Annotated in this window: 23 protein-coding genes; 8 read left to right on the top strand and 15 right to left on the bottom strand. The window is 70.8% G+C overall.

Annotated features, from left to right (window positions below):
• Nucleotides 1–4: 4 nt before the first annotated feature.
• The 4 genes from AC3IF3_RS15440 to AC3IF3_RS15425 form a co-directional block, all read right to left on the bottom strand.
• Nucleotides 5–1,582, bottom strand: coding sequence for a glycosyltransferase (locus AC3IF3_RS15440; protein ID WP_489229437.1), 1,578 nt, complete (start codon nt 1,580–1,582; stop codon nt 5–7).
• A complete protein-coding gene (locus AC3IF3_RS15435) occupies nt 1,579–3,459 on the bottom strand; it encodes a glycosyltransferase family 2 protein (RefSeq protein ID WP_489229436.1) in 1,881 nt (626 codons plus the stop codon). The genes AC3IF3_RS15440 and AC3IF3_RS15435 overlap by 4 nt, the downstream gene beginning before the upstream one ends.
• 151 nt (nt 3,460–3,610) lie before the next feature.
• Nucleotides 3,611–4,276 carry a hypothetical protein gene (locus AC3IF3_RS15430; protein WP_489229435.1) on the bottom strand — a complete coding sequence of 222 codons (666 nt, stop codon included), beginning with the start codon at nt 4,274–4,276 and terminating at the stop codon, nt 3,611–3,613.
• A gap of 23 nt (nt 4,277–4,299) precedes the next feature.
• Entirely contained in the window at nt 4,300–4,845 is a 546-nt protein-coding gene (locus AC3IF3_RS15425) for an invasion associated locus B family protein (RefSeq protein ID WP_409564807.1), read from the bottom strand.
• A gap of 185 nt (nt 4,846–5,030) precedes the next feature.
• Here AC3IF3_RS15425 and AC3IF3_RS15420 point away from each other — a divergent pair, with 185 nt between their 5' ends.
• Nucleotides 5,031–5,405 carry a hypothetical protein gene (locus AC3IF3_RS15420; RefSeq protein ID WP_243968427.1) on the top strand — a complete coding sequence of 125 codons (375 nt, stop codon included), beginning with the start codon at nt 5,031–5,033 and terminating at the stop codon, nt 5,403–5,405.
• 16 nt (nt 5,406–5,421) lie between these two features.
• Here AC3IF3_RS15420 and AC3IF3_RS15415 read toward each other — a convergent pair whose 3' ends face one another.
• From AC3IF3_RS15415 to AC3IF3_RS15405, 3 genes are all read right to left on the bottom strand, one after another.
• A complete protein-coding gene (locus tag AC3IF3_RS15415) occupies nt 5,422–6,156 on the bottom strand; it encodes a M48 family metallopeptidase (protein WP_489229434.1) in 735 nt (244 codons plus the stop codon).
• Between the two features lie 112 nt (nt 6,157–6,268).
• The gene (locus tag AC3IF3_RS15410; RefSeq protein ID WP_489229433.1) at nt 6,269–6,820 is read right to left on the bottom strand and encodes an A24 family peptidase; all 552 of its coding nucleotides are present in this window, start codon (nt 6,818–6,820) and stop codon (nt 6,269–6,271) included.
• 185 nt (nt 6,821–7,005) lie between these two features.
• The gene (locus AC3IF3_RS15405) at nt 7,006–7,170 is read right to left on the bottom strand and encodes a Flp family type IVb pilin (RefSeq protein ID WP_243968360.1); all 165 of its coding nucleotides are present in this window, start codon (nt 7,168–7,170) and stop codon (nt 7,006–7,008) included.
• Nucleotides 7,171–7,488: 318 nt separating this feature from the next.
• On the opposite strand from AC3IF3_RS15405, the gene AC3IF3_RS15400 reads away from it, so the two are divergent.
• From AC3IF3_RS15400 to AC3IF3_RS15375, 6 genes are all read left to right on the top strand, one after another.
• Nucleotides 7,489–7,977: a pilus assembly protein N-terminal domain-containing protein gene (locus AC3IF3_RS15400; RefSeq protein WP_489217045.1), complete on the top strand. Its 489-nt coding sequence runs from the start codon at nt 7,489–7,491 to the stop codon at nt 7,975–7,977.
• 171 nt (nt 7,978–8,148) lie between these two features.
• Nucleotides 8,149–8,790 carry an RraA family protein gene (locus tag AC3IF3_RS15395; RefSeq protein WP_489229432.1) on the top strand — a complete coding sequence of 214 codons (642 nt, stop codon included), beginning with the start codon at nt 8,149–8,151 and terminating at the stop codon, nt 8,788–8,790.
• Between the two features lie 55 nt (nt 8,791–8,845).
• Entirely contained in the window at nt 8,846–10,009 is a 1,164-nt protein-coding gene (locus tag AC3IF3_RS15390) for a mandelate racemase/muconate lactonizing enzyme family protein (protein ID WP_489229431.1), read from the top strand.
• Nucleotides 10,010–10,068: 59 nt separating this feature from the next.
• A complete protein-coding gene (locus AC3IF3_RS15385; RefSeq protein WP_489229430.1) occupies nt 10,069–10,746 on the top strand; it encodes a metallophosphoesterase family protein in 678 nt (225 codons plus the stop codon).
• 280 nt (nt 10,747–11,026) lie between these two features.
• A complete protein-coding gene (locus AC3IF3_RS15380; RefSeq protein WP_489229429.1) occupies nt 11,027–11,233 on the top strand; it encodes a type II toxin-antitoxin system HicA family toxin in 207 nt (68 codons plus the stop codon).
• Nucleotides 11,234–11,311: 78 nt separating this feature from the next.
• Nucleotides 11,312–11,761, top strand: coding sequence for a type II toxin-antitoxin system HicB family antitoxin (locus AC3IF3_RS15375; RefSeq protein WP_489229428.1), 450 nt, complete (start codon nt 11,312–11,314; stop codon nt 11,759–11,761).
• Nucleotides 11,762–11,891: 130 nt separating this feature from the next.
• Here the strand turns inward: AC3IF3_RS15375 and AC3IF3_RS15370 are convergent, their stop codons facing one another.
• The 8 genes from AC3IF3_RS15370 to hemA form a co-directional block, all read right to left on the bottom strand.
• Complete coding sequence (locus AC3IF3_RS15370) at nt 11,892–12,263, bottom strand: DUF423 domain-containing protein (RefSeq protein ID WP_489231309.1); 372 nt, start codon at nt 12,261–12,263, stop codon at nt 11,892–11,894.
• Between the two features lie 2 nt (nt 12,264–12,265).
• Nucleotides 12,266–12,919: a ribosome biogenesis GTP-binding protein YihA/YsxC gene (gene yihA / locus AC3IF3_RS15365; protein ID WP_243968365.1), complete on the bottom strand. Its 654-nt coding sequence runs from the start codon at nt 12,917–12,919 to the stop codon at nt 12,266–12,268.
• 11 nt (nt 12,920–12,930) lie between these two features.
• Complete coding sequence (yidC, locus tag AC3IF3_RS15360; RefSeq protein ID WP_489229427.1) at nt 12,931–14,790, bottom strand: membrane protein insertase YidC; 1,860 nt, start codon at nt 14,788–14,790, stop codon at nt 12,931–12,933.
• Nucleotides 14,780–15,391 (bottom strand): ribonuclease P protein component, encoded by a 612-nt coding sequence (gene rnpA, locus AC3IF3_RS15355; protein ID WP_489229426.1) that lies wholly within the window; start codon nt 15,389–15,391, stop codon nt 14,780–14,782. Before rnpA ends, yidC begins: the two co-directional genes overlap by 11 nt.
• Before the next feature lie 61 nt (nt 15,392–15,452).
• Nucleotides 15,453–15,587 (bottom strand): 50S ribosomal protein L34, encoded by a 135-nt coding sequence (rpmH, locus tag AC3IF3_RS15350; RefSeq protein WP_039893469.1) that lies wholly within the window; start codon nt 15,585–15,587, stop codon nt 15,453–15,455.
• Nucleotides 15,588–15,756: 169 nt separating this feature from the next.
• Nucleotides 15,757–16,302, bottom strand: a complete 546-nt coding sequence (locus AC3IF3_RS15345) for an adenine phosphoribosyltransferase (protein WP_243968368.1) — start codon at nt 16,300–16,302, stop codon at nt 15,757–15,759.
• Nucleotides 16,303–16,372: 70 nt separating this feature from the next.
• Complete coding sequence (locus tag AC3IF3_RS15340) at nt 16,373–17,170, bottom strand: inositol monophosphatase family protein (RefSeq protein WP_243968369.1); 798 nt, start codon at nt 17,168–17,170, stop codon at nt 16,373–16,375.
• A gap of 159 nt (nt 17,171–17,329) precedes the next feature.
• Nucleotides 17,330–18,610 (bottom strand): 5-aminolevulinate synthase, encoded by a 1,281-nt coding sequence (gene hemA / locus AC3IF3_RS15335; protein WP_489231308.1) that lies wholly within the window; start codon nt 18,608–18,610, stop codon nt 17,330–17,332.
• Between the two features lie 330 nt (nt 18,611–18,940).
• Between hemA and AC3IF3_RS15330 the strand changes: the two genes are divergently transcribed.
• Nucleotides 18,941–19,153 carry a hypothetical protein gene (locus tag AC3IF3_RS15330; RefSeq protein ID WP_489229425.1) on the top strand — a complete coding sequence of 71 codons (213 nt, stop codon included), beginning with the start codon at nt 18,941–18,943 and terminating at the stop codon, nt 19,151–19,153.
• Nucleotides 19,154–19,180: the final 27 nt, after the last annotated feature.

Genomic DNA, 19,180 nt, shown 5'->3' with positions numbered 1-19,180 from the left:
GGCGTCAGGCGCGCGGACGGCGCAGGCCGGCGGATCCGCCCCCCGGGAAGCCCGTGCGCAGGCGCGCATGGGTCGAGAGGTCCGGATCGAAAGCCGGGTGATAATGGGGGTCCTGCGCAAGCAGCGGCCCCCATCGCTTTTCGAGGGCCGCGATCTCGCGCTCGTGCCGGGCGCGGGCCTCCGGCGTCCAGCGGCGGCTCGCCGCCTCCCGGTGATGCAGCACCGCCGCCGGCACGAGGAGGGTGCGGTAGCCGGCCGCGCCGAGCCGCAGGCACAGATCCACGTCGTTGAAATCGACGGCAAAATGTTCGTCGTCGAAGCCCCCGACCGACCGGAACTTCGCCGCCTCGACGACCAGGCAGGCGGCGGTGACCGCCGAGACCGCGTGCGTCGCGCGCAGCGCCGCGAGATAGCCCGGCGCATCACCGGGGAAGTGGCGGTGCCCGTGCGTCACCAGCCCGCCGGTGCCGAGCACGATGCCGCCGTGCTGGATGCGGCCCTCGCCGTCGAGGAGCTTGGCGCCGACGGCCCCGACCTCCGGCCTCAGGGCCTCGCGGGCCATGAGCGTCAGCCAGTCGGGTCGGAACGCCTCGACATCGTTGTTGACGAAGACCAGCAGCGCCCCCCTGGCCCGGGCGGCGGCGGCGTTGTTCATCGCGGCGAAGTTGAACGGACCGGGACAGGGCACGACGTGCCCCCTCCCCTGCCGTTCCAGATCGACGAGGTAGGCCAGGGTCTCCGGCTCGCGGCTGTCGTTATCGCAGACCAGGATCTCGAGGGACGGCCAGTCGGTGGCGGTCCGCAAGCTGTCCAGGCAGGGGCGGAGCAGGTCGAGGCGGTCCCGGGTCGGCACGATGAGGCTGGCGAGCGGCGGCGGCTCGGGGAGCGGGTGCTCCACGCGCAGCAGACCGTCCGCCGCGGCGACGATGCCGGTTCCGGCGCGGCCGGTTCGCGCGAGATGGGCCTCCACCACCCGATGTTGGATGCCCCCCCTCCCCTCCCCCGCAAGCGGGGCGGTGCCGGACGTGCCCCCACGACGGACCGACAGGATCTCCGGCAGGTGGCCGACCGATCGGGCACCGTGCCGCTCTGCGATGCGGAACGCGGCATCGGCCGGGCTGAGCGGGGCTTGGCCGGGATCGAGGGCGCCGCGCAGATAGACCAGGACCGGCCCGAGATAGTCGAAGGCCGCGAGCCGGTCGGCGTCGAAGACCGGCGGCAGCAGCGGCAGAACCGGGCCACCGGGGTGATCCTGCGCGAGCGCGTCGCCGTAGACGGCCTGGAGATCGGGATCGGATGCGAAGGCCGCGGCGATCCGTGCCGGGGCACCGGCGACGAGTTCGCCGTCGCCGATCAGACGGATGTCGTCGCCCGGTCCGTCGGGAGCCGGCGGAAACCGCGCGAGGATCCGCTCCGGCAGGGCGAGCCGGTGATCGATGCCGACGAGCGCCGCGAGTCTCTGGCGGGCGCGCAGCCGCTTCCCGGTCAGGCGCGCCCAGGCGATCGCCCCCGCCTCCCGGGGATGGCTCAGGACCCGGCGCATCGCATCGGCCAGCCCGCGCCGGGATCGGCGCGGCGTCATTCGAGATCCTCGCCGAAGGTCGTGAGCGACAGGGCCGGATGATAGAACGGATCGTGGCGGATCGCCTCGCGCCAGCGCTCGGAGAACCGCGCGGCCTCCCGCTCGAACCGGACGCGCTGCGCGCCGACCGAAGGCCCCCGGCTGACTGATTCGAGATGGGCCAGGGTCGCGGCCGGGGTCCAGACCGTCTTCCAGCCGGCGGCGCCGAGCCGCAGGCAGAAATCGACATCGTTGAAGTCGACCGGGAAGGCCTCGGCGTCGAAGCCGCCCACCGCCCGATATTTCTCGCGCGACACCGCCAGGCAGGCCGCCGTCACCGCCGCGACCTCGTGGGCGACGCGCAGGCGCCCGAGATGGCCGGGGGTGTCCCCGGGCCGGCGGCGCAGGATGTGGCCCGCCCGTCCGCCGAGGCCGACGACGACGCCGGCATGCTGCAGGGTGCCGTCGCCGTAGACGAGCTTGGCGCCCACGGCGCCCACCTCGGGCCGGCAGGCGTGGCGAACCATCGCGTCCAGCCAGCCGGGTTCCAGCACCGCCACGTCGTTGTTGAGCAGCACGATCACGGTGCCCGTCGCCAGGGCGACGCCGGCATTGACCATGGCGGCGAAGTTGAACGGCTGCGGGTCGATGCGGATACGCACCCGCGGATCCCGGCGCAGGACCTCGTAATGGGCCAGGACCGCGGGGTCGGTCGAACCGTTGTCAACGATGATCAGTTCGAGGGGCGCGTAGGCCGTCTCGTGCAGGACGCCCCGGCAGACGCGGGCGATCAGTTCGAGCCGGTCGCGCGACGGGATCACGACGCTGACCGTCGGCGCCGGCTGCGGCAGCGGCCAGTCCAGCCGGACGGCACTCTCATGAAGAGCGGTCGCGGCCGGTGCGCCCGCTCCCTCCAGGCGCGCGCCGAGCGCCCGCGCCCGGGCGGCGGCGTCGAGGGGCGCCGCCACGGTGCGGGCGAGGATCCGCGGGATGTGGGCCACCTGCGCCCGCGCCGCGACAGCCGCAAACTCCAGGGCGAGGTCCATCTGCGCCATCGGCCCCACCGGGGCCGGCAGGGCCGTGGCGAGAAACGGCCGCGCCGCCAGCAGGGGCCGGCCCGGATAGCCCGTCGCCAGGGCGAGATCCGGGCTCCAATCCGGGTTCAGGCGCGGTTTCCCGTCGGGACCGATGGCGTCGCCGTAGGCGAGGTCCGCCCCCGGCATCGCCTGCGCGAGGAGCGCCAGGGCATCGGGCTCCGGGATGTCGCCCGCCCGCAGGAGGCACAGGGCCTCGGCATCCCCGATGAGATCGTCCGGGCCGGCGCGCTCGTCCCAGCGCCGGTGGGCGGCGCGGGCGTCCGGCGCCCCGGGCGGCTCGCCAGCCCAGGCGACATCGATCTCTGGCGCGCGGTGCGTCTGCACCGCGAGCGCGTCGAGCGTGGCGGCCAGGGCCGTGGCCTCCCCGGGCCGCGCGAGGACGAGGCAGCGGATCCGCAGGCTGTTAGGCGGCAGCAGGCTCGGCCGGGTCCGGGCCGCGGCCCAGGACGGGAAGCGCGCCAGCGGCGTCACCGCGCAGGCGCCGCGCAGGGTGTCGCGATAGGGACGCTGCGCGCCGCGGGCCCGTTCATAGAGCGCCCCGACGCAGCGCCAGGGCCGCCGCAGGAGGCATTGCGCCAGCACCCCGATCTCCCGCCGGGCTCCGACCCGCTCCAGAACGAAGTCGGGACCGGCGCAGAGGCGGATCTCCCGCGCATCGGGCGGGATCAGGCCGAGCCAATGCGCCACGCCCTGGGATGCCCCCGGCAGGACGAAATCCTGGGGCGTAAGGTCGGAACCGCGCAGGACGCGGAGGATCGGGCGGCGCGGCGCCCCCGTGGCAGCGCCCCCGTAGCTCAGCACGACCCAGCCGGTCGGATGGTCCGGGAGGAAGAGGCGGCGGTCGAAGACGGGGTCGTCCGCCGGTTCCAGGCGGAAGCGGGTCGCGCGGCCCGACCAGAGCCGGTGGCGATCGATCGTCGACGGGCGCGGATCGACGCGGCGCGCCGCGGCGTCACTGGGCAGCGTCGTCGCCTCCGCCCGCGGGGGGCGACGCGGCGACCGCCGGCTTCCGGCGGCGCGGCTTGGTGGCGGTCTTGGTACCCTTGCCGCCGGCGCCGACGGCCACCGCGATGTCGTAATCCGCCGTCAGCGCGGTGGGGACCAGGAGCGCGTCGGCCACGATGGTGGCGAAGCCCTGCGCCTCGCCGGGCCCGACGACCACGCTGGCGCGCTCGACGCGGCTCGTGACCACCTTGCCGTCATGGCGGATCTGGAGCGTGACCGGGACATCGAACCGCCCCGGCGCGCCGGCAGGCCCGAGCAGGACGTTCACCTCGACGCCGGCCTTGACCGAGATCGAGCCGTCCTGGAGCCGCGTGCATTCCCGGGCGAGACGGCCGAGGGAGAATTGCGTGCGCACCTCGGAGCCGGCCAGGGTGCGGGTTGCAGCCGCGCCTTCGGCGACCTCCACGGGCGGGCAGTAGGGCGGCTCGAGGCCCTCGGCCTGCGACGGCGGGACGGTCGTGCCGCCGAACTTGAGCAGGTTGGAGAAGATGTTGCCCTCCTCGGCCCGGGCCGGGAAAGCCGCAAGCGCCGCCGCGACCACCAGAACCGCGGCGGTCGCGCACAGGGGCGCAAACCGGCGGCAGATCCCCACTCCGTCCCGACCTCCAACCATCGCACGGCTCCCGAGCGGCATCGTCATTTCAGGCTGTCGAACCCGGCGGCGAAGCCCTTCATCGAGAGCGGGATGCCGACGCCTTCCTCGGGCGTCTGGAACACGATGAAGGTCGCCTGCGTGCCGCTCTTGAACTGCCGGACCAGACCGTCATCCATCACCACCTCGGCCACGCAACCGGTGGTGAGGCAGCGGACGAAGCCGGCCCGGCCGATATCGGTCTGGTCGATCTTCAGGCCGAGGCCGGAGGGCAGGAGCACCCCCAAGGGCGCCACGACCCGCAGCAGGTAGCCGCGGTTGTCGGCCGTCTTCAAGACGATGACCACGAGGGTCAGGTTCGGCCGGTCCTCGGCGGCGAGATACTGGACCAGGGCGCATTGCTCGGCCTTGGCGCCGGCCGGCGTCTCGCAGCGCAGCTGCCAATCGTCGAAGGTCTTGCGCACCATGCCCTGAGCCATGGCGGGCCCCGCGGGGGCGAGCGCCGCCGCGACCAGGGCGAGGAAAACCGGCGGCGCGGCGCGCCGGACAGCGCGCCGGAAACGAACGAGCCTCGCGTGAAGCGGCACCACCGATCCCTTCGGAACGCTCCGGCCCGGACGGGCGGGAGCCGTACAATCGGGCGTGTTCGGACCATGGTCGGACCCGCGCTGTCAAGCGATGCGGGCCCTGTGTTGCGCGACGGTGCTACCCGGCGCGCGGCTTACGGCCTAGATAAGTCTTCATCAGTCCTCAAGCGCCGGATCGTGACGTCGTGATGCGCCTGCTCGCCCTCTCGGCCGCCTGCTTGATGGCCGCCGTCACCCAGGCCGGGGCTCAGTCCCTGCCGGTCGATGAGACCACCTATGTCGAGCGCTCGCTCAACCACACCGACACGCTGGTGATCGAGCATCCGCCCGTGGCGGAGAACCCGTATGGCCGCCGCAACGGCCAAGCGGCGATCGCCGGCTATTGCCGGGAGGGCGGCCTGATCCGGCGGCGCGACGCGTTCGGCAACCCGGTGATCCTCCGCCAGCGCGAGATCTGCGACGGCGTCGCCCCGCGCACCCTCAATCCCGGCGAAGTCGAGCCCCGGCCGGCCTGGCCGGCCGACGCCGTCATCGGCCAGCGCGTGCTGCGCGCCAAGGGCTGACCGGCCGCCGCCGCGCTCAGCCGTACCGGTGCAGGTCGGTGCCGTTGCGCTTCAGCCACGCCTCCGCGGCCTCCACGTTCGGGCACAGCTCCCCCAGCAGCGTCCAGAACCGGGGCGAGTGGTTCATCTCGCGCAGATGCGCCATCTCGTGGGCGACGAGGTAGTCCAGCACCATCGGAGGTGCCAGGATCAGGCGCCACGAGAAATTCAGCTCGCCCCGCGCGGTGCAGGATCCCCAGCGGCTTCGGGTATCGCGCAGGGTGATGCGGCCCGGCCGCTGGCCGAGCCGCGGCGCGTAGCGCTCGACCGCCGCGGCGAGGTCCCGCCGGGCCTCCCGGGCCAGGAAATCCCGGATCCGGCGGGCGACATGGGCGGGCTCGCAGGCGAGCGAGATCACCGGCCCGCCGGCATCGTGTTCGACGCGCACCGCGCCGCCGCGCCTGTCGCGGAGGGTCACGCAGTGCGGCGCGCCACGCAACGGCAGGTGCGCGCCCGGCTCGAAGACCACGCGTTCGGGCAGACGGGCCAGCCGCGCGGCGATCCAGCCGGCGTGGCTGGCGGCGAAACGCTGCGCGGTGTCCACGGCCGTCCGGCTCGGGAGCGTGATCACCACCTCGCCGGTGGCGACCGAGACTCGGAGGGTGATGCGGCGCGCGGTCGGGCGGCGCCGGAGTGCGATGCGCAGGCGCGCGCCCTCGTGCTGGACCTCGAGATGTTCCGGATCGGGGCGACGCAGCAGCGCGAGGGGCATGCCGGACTTTTAGCGGGGCCCGGACCGGGGCTCCAGACGGCGGCCCCGGGAATCGAGTCGGGCCGGTGGAAACGGCAGGGTCGGCGCGGGACACAATCCCGCGCGCCGCGTGTCAGCCGGCGAGCGCCCGGGTCCAGACCTCGGTCTCCGGAAGGACCAGGAGGGCGGCGGCCGCGAGGGCGATCCCGTAGGGGATGCCGGTCTTGGCGTCGTGCAGGTGCAGGGCGAACGGCATGCGGGCGATGCGCAGGGGCAGCGGGTGCGTCCGCGCGAACAGGATCGCCAGGGTCAGGACGCCGCCGAGGATCGAGGCAACGAGGAGATAGTCGGCCAGACCGTCGAAACCGAGCCACAGGGCCGTTGCGGCCGCCAGCTTGGCGTCGCCGCCGCCGATCACGCCGCAGGCGAACAGCGTGAAGGTGACCGCGAGGATCGCGGCCCCCGCGCCGAGGTGGGAGCCGACCTCGGCCCAGCTCATCGGGCCGGCGAGCGCGAGCAGCGCGAAACCCGCCACCAGGGCCAGCGAGATCCGGTTCGGGATCAGCATGGTCAGCAGGTCGCTCGCGGCCGCGTAGGCCATCAGGAACGGGAACAGCACGAGCAGGCCGAAGCCTGCGGGACCGAGGCCCGCCATCTCAGAGCCTGCCGCGCCTGCACCGACCATGATGGGGCCAACCTGCGTTGTCAGTTGCCGGAAAGGAGATTTGCGCGGGGCCGGGACCATCCGCTTGTCGGAGGCCGTCTGCGCTCCGCGCCACGTCGGCGCCGGCCGGCCGGGAACGCCCCCGTCCGCTCACGCGCGACGGGGGTGTCCCGGACCTGCCGCAGATCGTGATCGTCGGGGTTCGATCAGTTCAGGTTGCCGGAGATCTGGGTGAACTTGTTGGTGAGGTTGTTACCGACGGTCTTCAGCGCGGCGATGATGGCGACGGCGATCAGGGCCGCGATCATGCCGTACTCGATGGCGGTGGCTCCGGACTCGTCGGAGGTGAAACGCGTGAACAAGCTCTTCATGGGGGGCGATCCTTCGATCAACACGGTGCGACGGAAACTCAAGCGATGACCGACGAAGAATTTTAAGGTCTCGATCGGCGGCTTGCACAGACTGCCAATTACGCCTTGAAAATCGGTTAAATCGGATTTTGGATGCATCGTCGGCCGTAACCATTGGAAGCTTGGTGAAGGTTTAGTTTCGGCGATGCCCCGCAAATCGGCCGACGCGCTGCGGTTCCACCACGCAAGTTTGCTTAGCGCTTCCTTCACCGGTGCAGCGTATCCCCGACACCAAGGGTGGAGCCCCGTCCTCCGCCCGCCTCCATTCGAGCACGTCCGATGCGCCGCACCCTGTCGAATGCGGGCCGAGCCGGCCTCCTACTCCTGATGACGGGCGTCGCGGCGGCCGGCCAGTCCGAGCCGCTGCCGGTGGTGACCGTGCTGGTGGACAACGCCAAGGTCATCCGCCTACCCGAGAAGACCGCGACCGTCATCGTGGGCAATCCGATCATCGCGGAGGTCACCCCGCAGAAGAACGGCGTGCTCGTGCTCACGGGCAAGAGCTTCGGCTCGACCAACCTGATCGCCCTGGACAACGCGGGCGCGATGATCGCCGAGACCATGATCCGGGTCGAGGCGTCGCGGGATTCGACCATCACGGTCCAGCGCGGCCTGGATCGGGAATCGCTGTCCTGCACGCCGAACTGCCAGCCGGCGGTCCAGCTCGGCGATTCGGCGAGCTATTTCGGGGCCGCCAGCGGCCAGGCGGACGCGCGGCGCAAGCTCGCCACGGGCGGCGGCGGGGCGGTGCCGGCGGCCGATCACTAGCGCATCGTCCCGAACGGTGGTCGCCGGCCCCCGGCCCTCGACGATCCCTTTCAAGAAGCGAACACCGAGATCCGCGAACGACAATGGGCGGTTCCTGAGGCAAGATCCCCCGACGCGTCGCCGGTTCCGCACGGAGCCGGCGGGCAAGCCGCTGGGGTGAGATCCGGGCCGATGACCGCCATCACGCACAACCCGCCGCCGCCTTCCGTCGATCCCGGCCTGCTCGCCGCGTTCGGGGATGTCGCGACGGCGACGATCAGCGATTGCCTCGACCGGATGCCGGTCCTGGCGGGCCTGCGCGCGTTCCATCGCGGCGGCCGGCTGATCGGCACCGCCTTCACGGTCCGGGTCCGGGCGGGCGACAACCTCGCCATCCACCAGGCGCTGGAGGCGGCCCGCCGCGGCGACGTGATCGTGGTCGATGGCGGCGGCGATACGAGCCGCGCCCTCGTCGGCGACGTCATGAAGGCGATCGCCGAGAGCCGGGGCGTCGCGGGCTTCGTGATCGACGGCGCCGTACGCGACACCGACGCCTTCGCGGCGTCCGATTTCCCCTGCTACGCCCGTGCCGCGACCCCGCGCGGTCCGTTCAAGACGGGCCCCGGCGCCACCAACCTGCCGGTCTGCATCGGCGGCTGGACGGTGAATCCGGGCGATGTGGTGGTGGGCGACGCGGACGGCGTCGTGACCTTCCCGCCGGGAATCGCGCCGACGCTGCGCGAGGCCGTGCGCGCCCAGGCCGATCGGGAGGCGGAGGTTCTCGCGCTGATCCGGGAAGGCCGCTACGACGGGCGCTACGCCCGGCCCGCTTAGGACCAAGGCGCCGCCGGCGATACGGTGGCGGAGGCCAGCGAAAGGACAGCCCACCATGCGCATCGTCGACGTCCGCGAGGTGACCAAGCCGATCGCCTCGCCGATCCGCAACGCCTATATCGACTTCTCGAAGATGACCACGAGCCTCGTGGCGGTGGTCACCGACGTCGTCCGGGACGGGCGCCGGGTCGTCGGCTACGGCTTCAATTCCAACGGCCGATACGGCCAGGGCGGCCTGATCCGCGAGCGGTTCCGCGACCGGATTCTGGAGGCCGATCCCGCGAGCCTGCTCACCGAGGGTGGCGACAATCTGGATCCGCACCGGATCTGGGCCGCCATGATGCGCAACGAGAAGCCCGGCGGCCACGGCGAGCGCTCGGTGGCGGTGGGCACCCTCGACATGGCGATCTGGGATGCGGCGGCCAAGATCGCCGGCAAGCCACTGTTCCGGATGCTGGCCGAACGAACCGGGAAGCATGCGAACCCGCGGGTCTTCGTCTACGCGGCGGGCGGCTATTACTACCCCGGCAAGGACGATTCCGCCCTGCGGGCCGAGATGCGCGGCTATCTCGACCGCGGCTACACGGTGGTGAAGATGAAGATCGGCGGCGCCCTGATCGACGAGGACCGGCGCCGGATCGAAGCGGTGCTCGCCGAGATCGGCGGACGGGGCCGCCTCGCGGTGGACGCCAACGGCCGCTTCGACCTCGAGACCGCCATCGCCTACGCGCGGATGCTGCGGGATTACCCGCTGTTCTGGTACGAGGAGGCGGGCGACCCGCTCGACTACGCACTCCAGGCGGCGCTGGCGCCCTATTACCCCGGGCCGATGGCCACCGGCGAGAACCTGTTCTCGCACCAGGACGCGCGCAACCTCCTGCGCTACGGCGCCATGCGGCCGGACCGCGACTGGCTGCAATTCGACTGCGCCCTGTCGTATGGACTGGTGGAGTATTTGCGCACCCTCGACGTGCTCGCCGAATTCGGCTGGTCGGCGTCCCGCTGCATCCCGCACGGGGGACATCAGATGTCGCTCAACATCGCGGCCGGCCTCGGGCTCGGCGGCAACGAGAGCTACCCCGACCTGTTCCAGCCCTACGGCGGCTTTCCGGACGGCGTGCGGGTCGAGGACGGCCACATCACCATGCCGGACCTGCCGGGCATCGGCTTCGAGGGCAAGGCGGATCTGATCACGGTGATGCGGGATCTCGCGGCGTAGCGCCCCTGCGGATCCGGCACGGCCTTGCGGCGGGCTCCGCCGCGTTGGACGATGGCGCCATGGAATCCGAATCCCTCACCTACGCCGTCGGCGACATCCACGGCTGCGCGGCCCTCCTCGATACCCTCCTGGAGCGGATCGCCGACCATGCCGGCGGCCGGGAGCACCGGCTCGTCTTTCTGGGCGACTACATCGACCGGGGGCCCGACAGCGCCGCGGTCCTGCACACCCTCGGCCGCCTCAACTGGGCCGAGCCCGACCGCGTCACCTGCCTGATGGGCAATCACGAGCGCATGTTGCTCGACGCCCTGCACACGCCGCAGGCGGCCGAGCGCTGGCTCAGCAACGGCGGCGACGCGACGCTCGAATCGTTCAACGCGCACGAGGTCGGCGAGCTTCCCCGCGACACCCTCGACTGGATCGAGGCCCTGCCAACCCTGCATGCGGACGCGGCCCGCTGGTACGTCCATGCCGGCTTCCGGCCGGGCGCCCCGATTCCGGATCCGGACGACCACAACCGCCTGTGGATCCGCGAGCCGTTCCTAGAGGGCGACCACGATTTCGGCCGGCACGTGGTCCACGGCCACACGCCGCAGCGGACCGGACGGCCGGAGCGGCGCCGGTTCCGCACCAACCTCGACACCGCGGCGGTCTACGGCGGCGCATTGACGGCCGGGGTGTTCTCCCAGGCCCAGGGACCGGCGCTGGCGTTCCTGCAGGTCCGGGCGGGCCATTGAGGCGGTCGGAGCCTTCCCTGTGTGCCAACCGGCCTGGATCGAAGAGGCTCATCGGTTCGGCATCCGCGCCCATACACGCTCTGCGGACAGAGCGGCTTGTACGAAGCGTGTCAGGCCTTTCCCAGAAGCCGACCCAAGTCGGGCCGCGGTCCGCAACATCCAGGACAATAACTCTTTCACCTTGATCGATGACCGGATGGGGTCAGACGTCCGTGTCCGCTCGCGCTTGCCATTCGGACATGAATGTCCGAAATTGGCGCCGTCGACCGGAGCGGGAGGCATGAAGCGGGACGATTTGATCCGAGAGTTGCGCCGCTACGCCCGGAGGAACGGCCTCGCCTTCGATCTGCTGAAGGACAAGGGCAAGGGGTCGCATTACACGGTCAGGGCGGGCAGCCGAACGACCACGGTACAGAGCGGTGACCTCAAACCTCTCTTGGTCAAACGAATCCTGAACCAACTGGGCATCGATCCCGCCGCCTTTTAGGCAAAATTGCTTGCGGTGGAGCGGCCGGACCATCGGCTGAGCCCCCGCATCTCGGCTCGGTCCTCGGATGACTGGGACATGACGATGGAATTTGATTGGACGTATGTCGTCGCACTCCGGCCCGAAGGGGATGGCTCGGTCGGCGCCTATGCGGAAGCAATGCCCGACGCCGTCGCGGCGGGTGATGACGAGGCGCAGGCGCTCGCTGAAATGGCGCATGCCCTCGACGCTGCGGTCCGTGGCCGCATCCATTTCGGAATGGACCTGGAGCCGCCCCCCCCGGCGCCGAGCCCGCTCACAGGGCCGCACCGGATCGCGGTGTCTCCAGCGCTTGCCGCGAAGGCGAGCCTCTACGTCCTGTGGCGCCGATCTGGGCTCTCCAAGGTGGCCCTGGCGGAGCGCCTCGCCGTGAACGAGAAGGAGGCCCGCCGCATCCTCGACCCCGATCACCCGACCGGGCTCGACCGGTTGGCCGCAGCGGTGGCGGTGTTCGGGCATCGTCTCACAGTGGGGGCCGTGACGGCCTGATCCTCTCCCGAGGCTCCACACGCCGACCGTTTCCATGCGGCGGGACGTGCGGCGTCAAGCAGATGCAAAGCCTCGAAGCCGTCCCGGAGCATTGTCGCGAACGGCGATCGCCAGTCTTTGCGGTGACGCGCTAGGAACGGACGGGTACCACGGCGCACACAACCCCAGTGAGCCAGCCGCCCATGAGGGCGAAACCACCAGTGGGCGCCGCCATCGGGAAGAGCGGGTGCTGCAGCCAGGTCCGCACCGCAAGATCGCCGCAGAACAGGATCAGGCCGAGGACCAGCAGCCCCGCCGCCGCGCGGGCGAGGCCCGGCCGGACGAGGCCGGCCGCGCCGAAGCCGACGAGGGCCAGGATCGCCGGGGCATGGAACAGCAGGAACTGCGCCGCCGTCTTCAGCGAATCCGCCCCGGGGATGTGCGCGGCGGCGGCGCTGAGCGCGACGCCGAGCAGGCCGGCGAGGCAGGCGAGCGCCGCGAGCGCGCGGTCGAGGCCGGACAATCTCACGCCGGGCGCTCCACGAGGAGCTTGGCGATCGCCGCCCGGAGTTCCGGGACGCCGCTGTCGTCGCGGCTGGAGGTCAGGATCACCTGCGGATAGGCGGCCGGGCGCCGGGCGAGCCCCGCCTCGATGCCGCTGATGCGGTCGGCGACCTCGCCCTTCTTGAGCGAATCGCCCTTGGTCAGCACGACCTGATAGCTCACCGCCGCCTTGTCGAGGCCGTCGAGCACGTCGGTATCGATCGCCTTGAACCCGTGCCGGGCGTCGATCAGCATGAACACCCGGGCGAGGTTGGCGCGGCCCTTGAGATAGGCGTGGATCAGCCGGGTCCAGGCCTCGACCTTGGCCTTCTCGACGGCGGCGTAGCCGTAGCCCGGCATGTCGACGAGCGACAGCCGCTCCCCGATCCGGAAGAAGTTGAGCTGCTGCGTCCGGCCCGGGGTGTGCGAAGTCCGCGCCAGGGTGTTGCGGCCGGTGAGCGCGTTGATCAGGCTCGACTTACCCACGTTCGAGCGTCCCGCGAAGGCGATCTCGACACCCTCCATGGGCGGGATGCGCTCAAGGGTCTGGGTGGCCGCGTAGAAGTCGGCGGCGCCGGCGAACAGCAGGCGGCCGGCCTCGACGAGGTCGGCCGCGTCGTCGTTGGTCTCGGTCACGGCTTTCCCTGTCAGCCCTTGGTGGTGGCCGCCGCCTTGGTGCCACCGCGTCGGAATGTCGATCGCAGGTTGTCCCACAGCTCCACCTTCACGCCGTTGCGGCGCATGATGACGTATTGCTGGATCACCGACAGGGTGTTGTTCCAGGCCCAGTAGATCACGAGGCCGGCAGGGAACGAGCCTAGCATGAAGGTGAACACGATCGGCATGAAGGTGAAGATCTGCGCCTGGACCGGGTCCGGCGGCGCGGGGTTCATCTTCATCTGCACGAACATGGTCACGCCCATGATCAGCGGCCAGACGCCGAGATGGACGAAGTCCGGCGCCGGGAAGGGCAGCAGGCCGAACAGGTTGACGATGCTCGTCGGATCCGGGGCCGCGAGATCGTGGATCCAGCCGAAGAACGGCGCGTGGCGCATCTCGATGGTGATGAACAGCACCTTGTAGAGCGCGAAGAACACCGGGATCTGGATCAGGACCGGCCAGCAGCCGGCGACCGGATTGATCTTCTCCTTCTTGTACAGCTCCATCGTGGCCTGCTGCTGCTTCATGCGGTCGTCCTTGTACCGCTCGCGGATGCTGGCCATCTCGGGCTGCACGGCCTTCATCTTGGCCATGGACACGTAGGAGCGGTTGGCGATCGGCAGGAACAGCAGCTTCAGGCAGAAGGTCACCACCAGGATCGAGACGCCGAAATTGCCGAACAGGTGGTAGAAGAAGTCCAGCGCCCGGAACATCGGCTTGGTGATGAAGAAGAACCAGCCCCAGTCGATCATCAGATCGAAGTGCTTGATGTTCAGGTCCTTCTCGTAGTTGTTGATCAGGTTGACTTCCTTAGCGCCGGCGAACAGCCGCTGGGTCGCGGTGGCCGAGGCGCCCGCCGCGAGGTTCACGGCATCGCCGCGCACGCTCGCCTGGTAGACGTTGGTGGTGCCGTCGGTACGGTCGGTGAAGGCGCCCGTGTACGGCATGTCCTGATCGGGGATCGCGGCCGCCGCCCAGTACTTGTCGGTGATGCCCACGAAGCCGCCGCTCACGCCGGTCCAGGCGCGGCCCTTGGTGTTGGCGCCGCCATAGGCGCCTTCCTTGGCGAGCTTGTCGTAGGTGAATTCCTGCAGGCCGTCGTTGCCGAGATAGCCGATCATGCCCTCGTGCAGGACGTAGTAGCCCTGGGTGTGCGGCTTACCCCAGCGGGAGACGAGGCTGTACGGGTAGAGCGTGATCGCGCCCGAGCCCTTGTTCTCGACCTCGTCGCGGACCGTGAACATGTACTTGTCGTCGACCGCGACGATCCGCTTGAAGACGAGGCCGGCACTGTTGTCCCAGGTCAGGGTCACCGGCGCTCCGGGGGAGAGCACCTTGCCGTCACTGGTCCAGAGGGTGTCGTTGGTCGGCAGCGGACCGGCCTCGGCCCCGACCCAGCCGAACTCGGCGTAGTACGGCGTCTCGCTCCCGGCCGGCGAGAACAGCACGATCTCCGGGCTCTTGGGGTCGACGGTCTCGTGATAGTTCTTGAGGGCCACGTCGTCGACGCGGCCGCCCTTGAGGGCGATCGACCCGGAGAGCGCCGGGGTCTCGATCCGGATCCGCGGCGAGCGGGCGAGCGCGGCCTCGCGGGAAACCGGGCCGCCCTGCGCGGTCGGCAGGGTTCCCGGCGCCGGGGCGGCCGGGCCGCCCTCCTTGGGCGAGGGCGAGGGCATGCCGTCCGGGGTCACGCCCGGGGGCTGCTGCTGTTGCTGGGCGGCCTTGTTCTGCGCCTCGATCAGGCGCTGCTGCTCCATCCGCGGGCCGGCCACGAAGTACTGCCACCCCAGCAGCACCAGCAGCGACAGGCCGATGGCCACGAACATGTTCGTCTTGTCATTGCCCATCAGGGACACCGCCGCACGCGTTCGGAGTGACGTCAGGGCGGACGCCGGTCCCGTCGGACCCGCGCGCGCCTGTGATTCGGGGACCTCTGCCGCGCCCGTACGACGTGCCGATGTCGGCTTGGCCGGACGGCGCGGGCTCACCCGCCTCGTGCGGGAGAGGTGTGGTCTTGGGTGTGGTCGTGGAAGACCGATCGCCAGGCTTGCCGGGGGGCGGCTTGCCGCGGCCCTGTCCCGGAGGCCGGGGGGCGGCCGGGCGCGTCACCGCGGGCAACGCCCGGCGCAGATCCTCGGCGAGGGTCTCGAAGGGCGCGTCCAGTGCGGGGCGGCGGGCGATCAGCACGATATCGGCCGGCAGGCTCGCGAGGTCGCTTGGGAGATCGGCCGCAACCAGGGACACGGCGGCGCGCAGGCGGCGGCGGATGCGGTTGCGCTCCGTCGCGTGGCCGACCCGCTTCGTGATGGTGAAGCCGAGCCGGAGGCCGGGCGGTCCGTCCGCCGTCCGGAGACGGCCCTGGGCGCTCATCCGCTCGGTGTGGATGCGGCGCCCCTCGGCCGCCGCCAGGAAGTCGGGTCGTTTCTTGAGCCGCTCGATCGTCGCCATCGATGGTCCGATCCCGGCCAATCCTATCCCCCGCGGCATGGCCGCGAAGGGCTATCCAGCCTTAGGCCGACAGCTTCTTTCGGCCGTGGGCGCGGCGGCGCGCGATGACCTTGCGGCCGCCAGCGGTGGCCATGCGCGCACGGAAACCGTGACGGCGCTTACGGACGAGCTTGCTCGGCTGGTAGGTTCTCTTCATGGCTCAGAGCCTTCAAAGGTCGAGGCGCGCTCGCGGGCGGCTAATGCCGCACCCGACCTTCACGCGTCCTTGGTTGTCTGCAAACACGAAGGGCGCCCAGGCGGGGCGCCACGTCGCGAGTGGCGGGCTTATGGCGGAAGGGTCTTGCGAAGTCAACGTTTCGCCGGCCTCAATGACCCTCGAACTGCATCAGGGTGCGCACCTCGACGCCCATGTCGCGCAGGCGCTGCGCCCCGCCGATCTCCGGCAGGTCGATGACGAAGCAGGCGGCCACGATCTCGGCGCCGATCTTCTGGAGTAGGTTCACGGCGGCGGTGGCGGTACCGCCGGTGGCGATCAAGTCGTCGACCAACAGCACCCGATCACCGGGCCGCACGGCATCGACGTGGATCTCGATCTCGTCGGTGCCGTATTCGAGGGCGTAGGCCATCGAGACGGTCTTGTGGGGCAGCTTGCCCTTCTTGCGGATCGGCACGAAGCCGCAGGAGAGCTGATGGGCGATGGCGCCGCCCAGGATGAAGCCCCGCGCCTCGATACCGGCCACCTGATGGATCTGCCCGCCCGCATAGGGGTGGACCAGCGCGTCCACGGCCCGGCGGAAGGCCCGCGGGTCGCTGAGCAGGGTGGTGATGTCGCGGAAGACGATCCCGGGCTTCGGGTAGTCGGGAATCGAGCGGATCGATTCCTTCAGCGCGACGTGGCGGCGGGCTTCCATGCGTTCGGCCTTCCGTGGGGATCCGCGGGCTTAAAGCAGAAGCGCGCCGCCCTGACCAGTTTCCGACGGCTCAGGCCGCCTGGACCTTCTTGAGGATGGCGACCAGCTCCCGGTGCAGCCCCTCGTTGCCGCAGGCGACCGAGCGCGGCGCCAGCGGTTCGGCCGCGCCGTCCGCCGAGGTCACGTAGCCGCCCGCCTCGCGCACCAGGATCACGCCGGCGGCGAAATCGTAGGTCTGAAGGTCGCGCTCCCAGTAGGCGTCGAGGCGCCCACAGGCGACGTAGGCCAGATCGAGGGCCGCCGATCCCATCCGCCTTGTACCGCCCGCCACCGCCATGACGGCGCCGAGTTCGCGCAGGAGGCGCGGATGGCTGCCCCGGCCCAGATAGGGCGTGCCGTAGCCGACCAGGGCGTCGGCCATGTCCTGGCGGCCGGAGACCCGCAGGCGGCGGTTGTTGAGGTAGGCGCCCTTGCCGCGCTCGGCGACGAACAGCTCGTCCTTGATCGGGTCGAAGATCACGCCGGCCACGATCTGGCCCTCGCGCTCCAGGCCGACCGACACCGCGAAATGCGGCACGCCGTGCAGGAAGTTCGACGTGCCGTCGAGGGGGTCGATGTGCCAGGTGTGGCTCTTGTCAGTGCCCTCGATGATGCCGTTCTCCTCCATCACGAGGCCGTAGCCGGGCCGGGCCTTCATCAGCGCCTCGCGCAGCACCTCCTCGGCCTTGCGGTCGGCCGCCGAGACGAAGTCGCCGGGGCCCTTCCGCGAGACCTGGAGGTTCTCGACCTCGCCGAAGTCGCGGCGCAGGCCGCGCGCGGCCTTGCGGGCGGCGTCGACCATCACGGTCATGAGCGGGGAGGAGATCATTTTAATGAGACTTTTCGCGAGAACGGGTTGGCGCCGTGGTTACAGGGGCGCGCCGGAAAAGACGAGATGGGGGCGGGAGATGGGCGGGCGCAGAGAGTACAGCGGCTCCCCCTCCCTCCTGTGCGGGGGAGGGAATGGCGCGGCGAGCCTCGAAAAAACCTACTCCGCCGCCTCGACGAACACCGTCCCGGCCCGCGGCAGGTCCAGCGTCTCCCAGGTCTCTGTCAACGCCGCAGCCAGGCGTTCGATGTGCCCGGCATCGTGGAACGGCGAGGGCGTGATCCGCAGGCGCTCGGTGCCGCGCGGGACCGTCGGGTAGTTGATCGGCTGGATGTAGATCGCGTGCCGCTCCAGCAGGTGGTCGGCCGCCGCCTTGCACAATTCGGCATCGCCGACCATCACCGGCACGATATGGGTCTCGGTCTCCAGCACCGGCAGGCCCGCCGCCGCCAGCGCGGCTTTGGTGGCCGCCGCCTGGCGCTGATGCGCCTCGCGCTCGGCGCTGGAGCGCTTGAGATAGCGCACTGAGGCCCGGGCCGCAGCGGCCACCGCGGGCGGCAGCGCGGTCGTGAAGATGAAGCCCGGCGCGAAGCTGCGCACCGCGTCGCAGATCGCCGCCGAAGCGGTGATGTAGCCGCCGACGCAGCCGAACCCCTTGGCGAGCGTCCCCTCGATCACGTCGACCCGGTGCATCACGCCGTCGCGCTCGGCGATGCCGCCGCCGCGCGCGCCGTAGAGCCCGACCGCGTGGACCTCGTCCAGGTAGGTCATCGCCCCGTAGCGGTCGGCGAGGTCGCAGATCCGGCCGATCGGCGCCACGTCGCCGTCCATGGAATAGACCGACTCGAACACGATCAGCTTGGGCCGGTCGCCGGCCTCGCGCAGGAGTTCCTCTAGATGCTGGAGGTCGTTGTGGCGGAAGATCGTCTTCGCGCAGCCGGAATGGCGTACGCCCTCGATCATCGAATTGTGGTTGAAGGCGTCAGACAGGATCAGGCAGTTCGGGATCAGCTTGGCGATGGTCGAGATGCCCGCCTGGTTCGAGACGTAGCCCGAGGTGAAGACGAGGCCGGCCTCCTTGCCGTGCAGGTCGGCGAGTTCGCGCTCCAGATCGACCAGGGGCGAGTTGTTGCCGGCGATGTTGCGCGTGCCCCCCGCGCCGACGCCGCAGCGGGCGGCGGTCTCGGTCATGGCGGCCACCACCTCCTTATGCTGGCCCATGCCGAGATAGTCGTTGGAGCACCATACGGTGATCTCGGCGGTCTTGCCGTCGGGCTGGCGCCACTTCGCCGTGGGGAAACGCCCGGAGATGCGCTCGATGTCGGCGAAGACGCGGTAGCGGCGCTCGCCGTGCAGCTGTTCCAGGGCGCCGCGGAAATACCGTTCGTATCCCGAGCCGGCGCGCGTCGATCCCGCTTGGGCGAGCACCGTGCTGGGCATCCGGGTGACGGTCATCGAGCGTCCTTCGCGTGTTCGGCCGGCGGGGTGGCGCCATCGGGCACCCGGATCCCGCGATCGAGGTCCGGCCTCGGTTCAATCCTTCGCGTGAGTGGCCGAAGATACGCGCGGATTTGGAACTGGTTCAAGGTAAGGTTCCGACATCGCTGCCCTGCATCCGTTGAGAGGGCCGGCCGAACGCGATAGCGTCGACCCGATCTCATTCCCCCAACATGGCGCCCGTTCCTTGAGCCTCCGCGACGCTTCCTTCCAAGACGGACCCCGGCCGGTCCAAGGACATGCCGCGATCTTGCGGCGGCGAAGGGTCGCGCGGTGACGGACGGAAAGGACGGGGGGGGCGCCAGGGACGGGCGCGCGGAGGACGGGCGCGCGGAGCGCCTCAAGGCCGCGCTGCGCGAGAACCTGCGGCGCCGGAAGGCGCAGGGCCGCGGGCGGGCTGAGGCGCAGCCCGCCCCCGACGCGGACCCGGCCCGCGACGGCGGGGTCGCGCGCAGCGGTCCAGATTCCGACAAATCCCGGCTATAGGAACGGCCAAGCCCGGGCGCCGCAGCG

It is taken from the genome of Methylobacterium sp. J-118, from assembly GCF_057836565.1.
Note: the sequence above shows the minus strand (reverse complement) of the source record. Positions and strands in the feature narration are given on the sequence as shown.

Coding starts and splice junctions, on each gene's coding strand:
- AC3IF3_RS15390 (WP_489229431.1), top strand. CDS start 8,846: ATGCGCATCGTCGACGTCCGCGAGGTGACCAAGCCGATCGCCTCGCCG.
- hemA (WP_489231308.1), bottom strand. CDS start 18,610: ATGCCCAGCACGGTGCTCGCCCAAGCGGGATCGACGCGCGCCGGCTCG.
- AC3IF3_RS15410 (WP_489229433.1), bottom strand. CDS start 6,820: ATGGTCGGTGCAGGCGCGGCAGGCTCTGAGATGGCGGGCCTCGGTCCC.
- AC3IF3_RS15400 (WP_489217045.1), top strand. CDS start 7,489: ATGCGCCGCACCCTGTCGAATGCGGGCCGAGCCGGCCTCCTACTCCTG.
- AC3IF3_RS15385 (WP_489229430.1), top strand. CDS start 10,069: ATGGAATCCGAATCCCTCACCTACGCCGTCGGCGACATCCACGGCTGC.
- AC3IF3_RS15345 (WP_243968368.1), bottom strand. CDS start 16,302: ATGGAAGCCCGCCGCCACGTCGCGCTGAAGGAATCGATCCGCTCGATT.
- AC3IF3_RS15420 (WP_243968427.1), top strand. CDS start 5,031: ATGCGCCTGCTCGCCCTCTCGGCCGCCTGCTTGATGGCCGCCGTCACC.
- AC3IF3_RS15375 (WP_489229428.1), top strand. CDS start 11,312: ATGACGATGGAATTTGATTGGACGTATGTCGTCGCACTCCGGCCCGAA.
- AC3IF3_RS15440 (WP_489229437.1), bottom strand. CDS start 1,582: ATGACGCCGCGCCGATCCCGGCGCGGGCTGGCCGATGCGATGCGCCGG.
- AC3IF3_RS15395 (WP_489229432.1), top strand. CDS start 8,149: ATGACCGCCATCACGCACAACCCGCCGCCGCCTTCCGTCGATCCCGGC.
- AC3IF3_RS15430 (WP_489229435.1), bottom strand. CDS start 4,276: ATGGTTGGAGGTCGGGACGGAGTGGGGATCTGCCGCCGGTTTGCGCCC.
- AC3IF3_RS15340 (WP_243968369.1), bottom strand. CDS start 17,170: ATGATCTCCTCCCCGCTCATGACCGTGATGGTCGACGCCGCCCGCAAG.
- AC3IF3_RS15415 (WP_489229434.1), bottom strand. CDS start 6,156: ATGCCCCTCGCGCTGCTGCGTCGCCCCGATCCGGAACATCTCGAGGTC.
- yidC (WP_489229427.1), bottom strand. CDS start 14,790: ATGGGCAATGACAAGACGAACATGTTCGTGGCCATCGGCCTGTCGCTG.
- rnpA (WP_489229426.1), bottom strand. CDS start 15,391: ATGGCGACGATCGAGCGGCTCAAGAAACGACCCGACTTCCTGGCGGCG.
- AC3IF3_RS15380 (WP_489229429.1), top strand. CDS start 11,027: ATGAAGCGGGACGATTTGATCCGAGAGTTGCGCCGCTACGCCCGGAGG.
- AC3IF3_RS15405 (WP_243968360.1), bottom strand. CDS start 7,170: ATGAAGAGCTTGTTCACGCGTTTCACCTCCGACGAGTCCGGAGCCACC.
- rpmH (WP_039893469.1), bottom strand. CDS start 15,587: ATGAAGAGAACCTACCAGCCGAGCAAGCTCGTCCGTAAGCGCCGTCAC.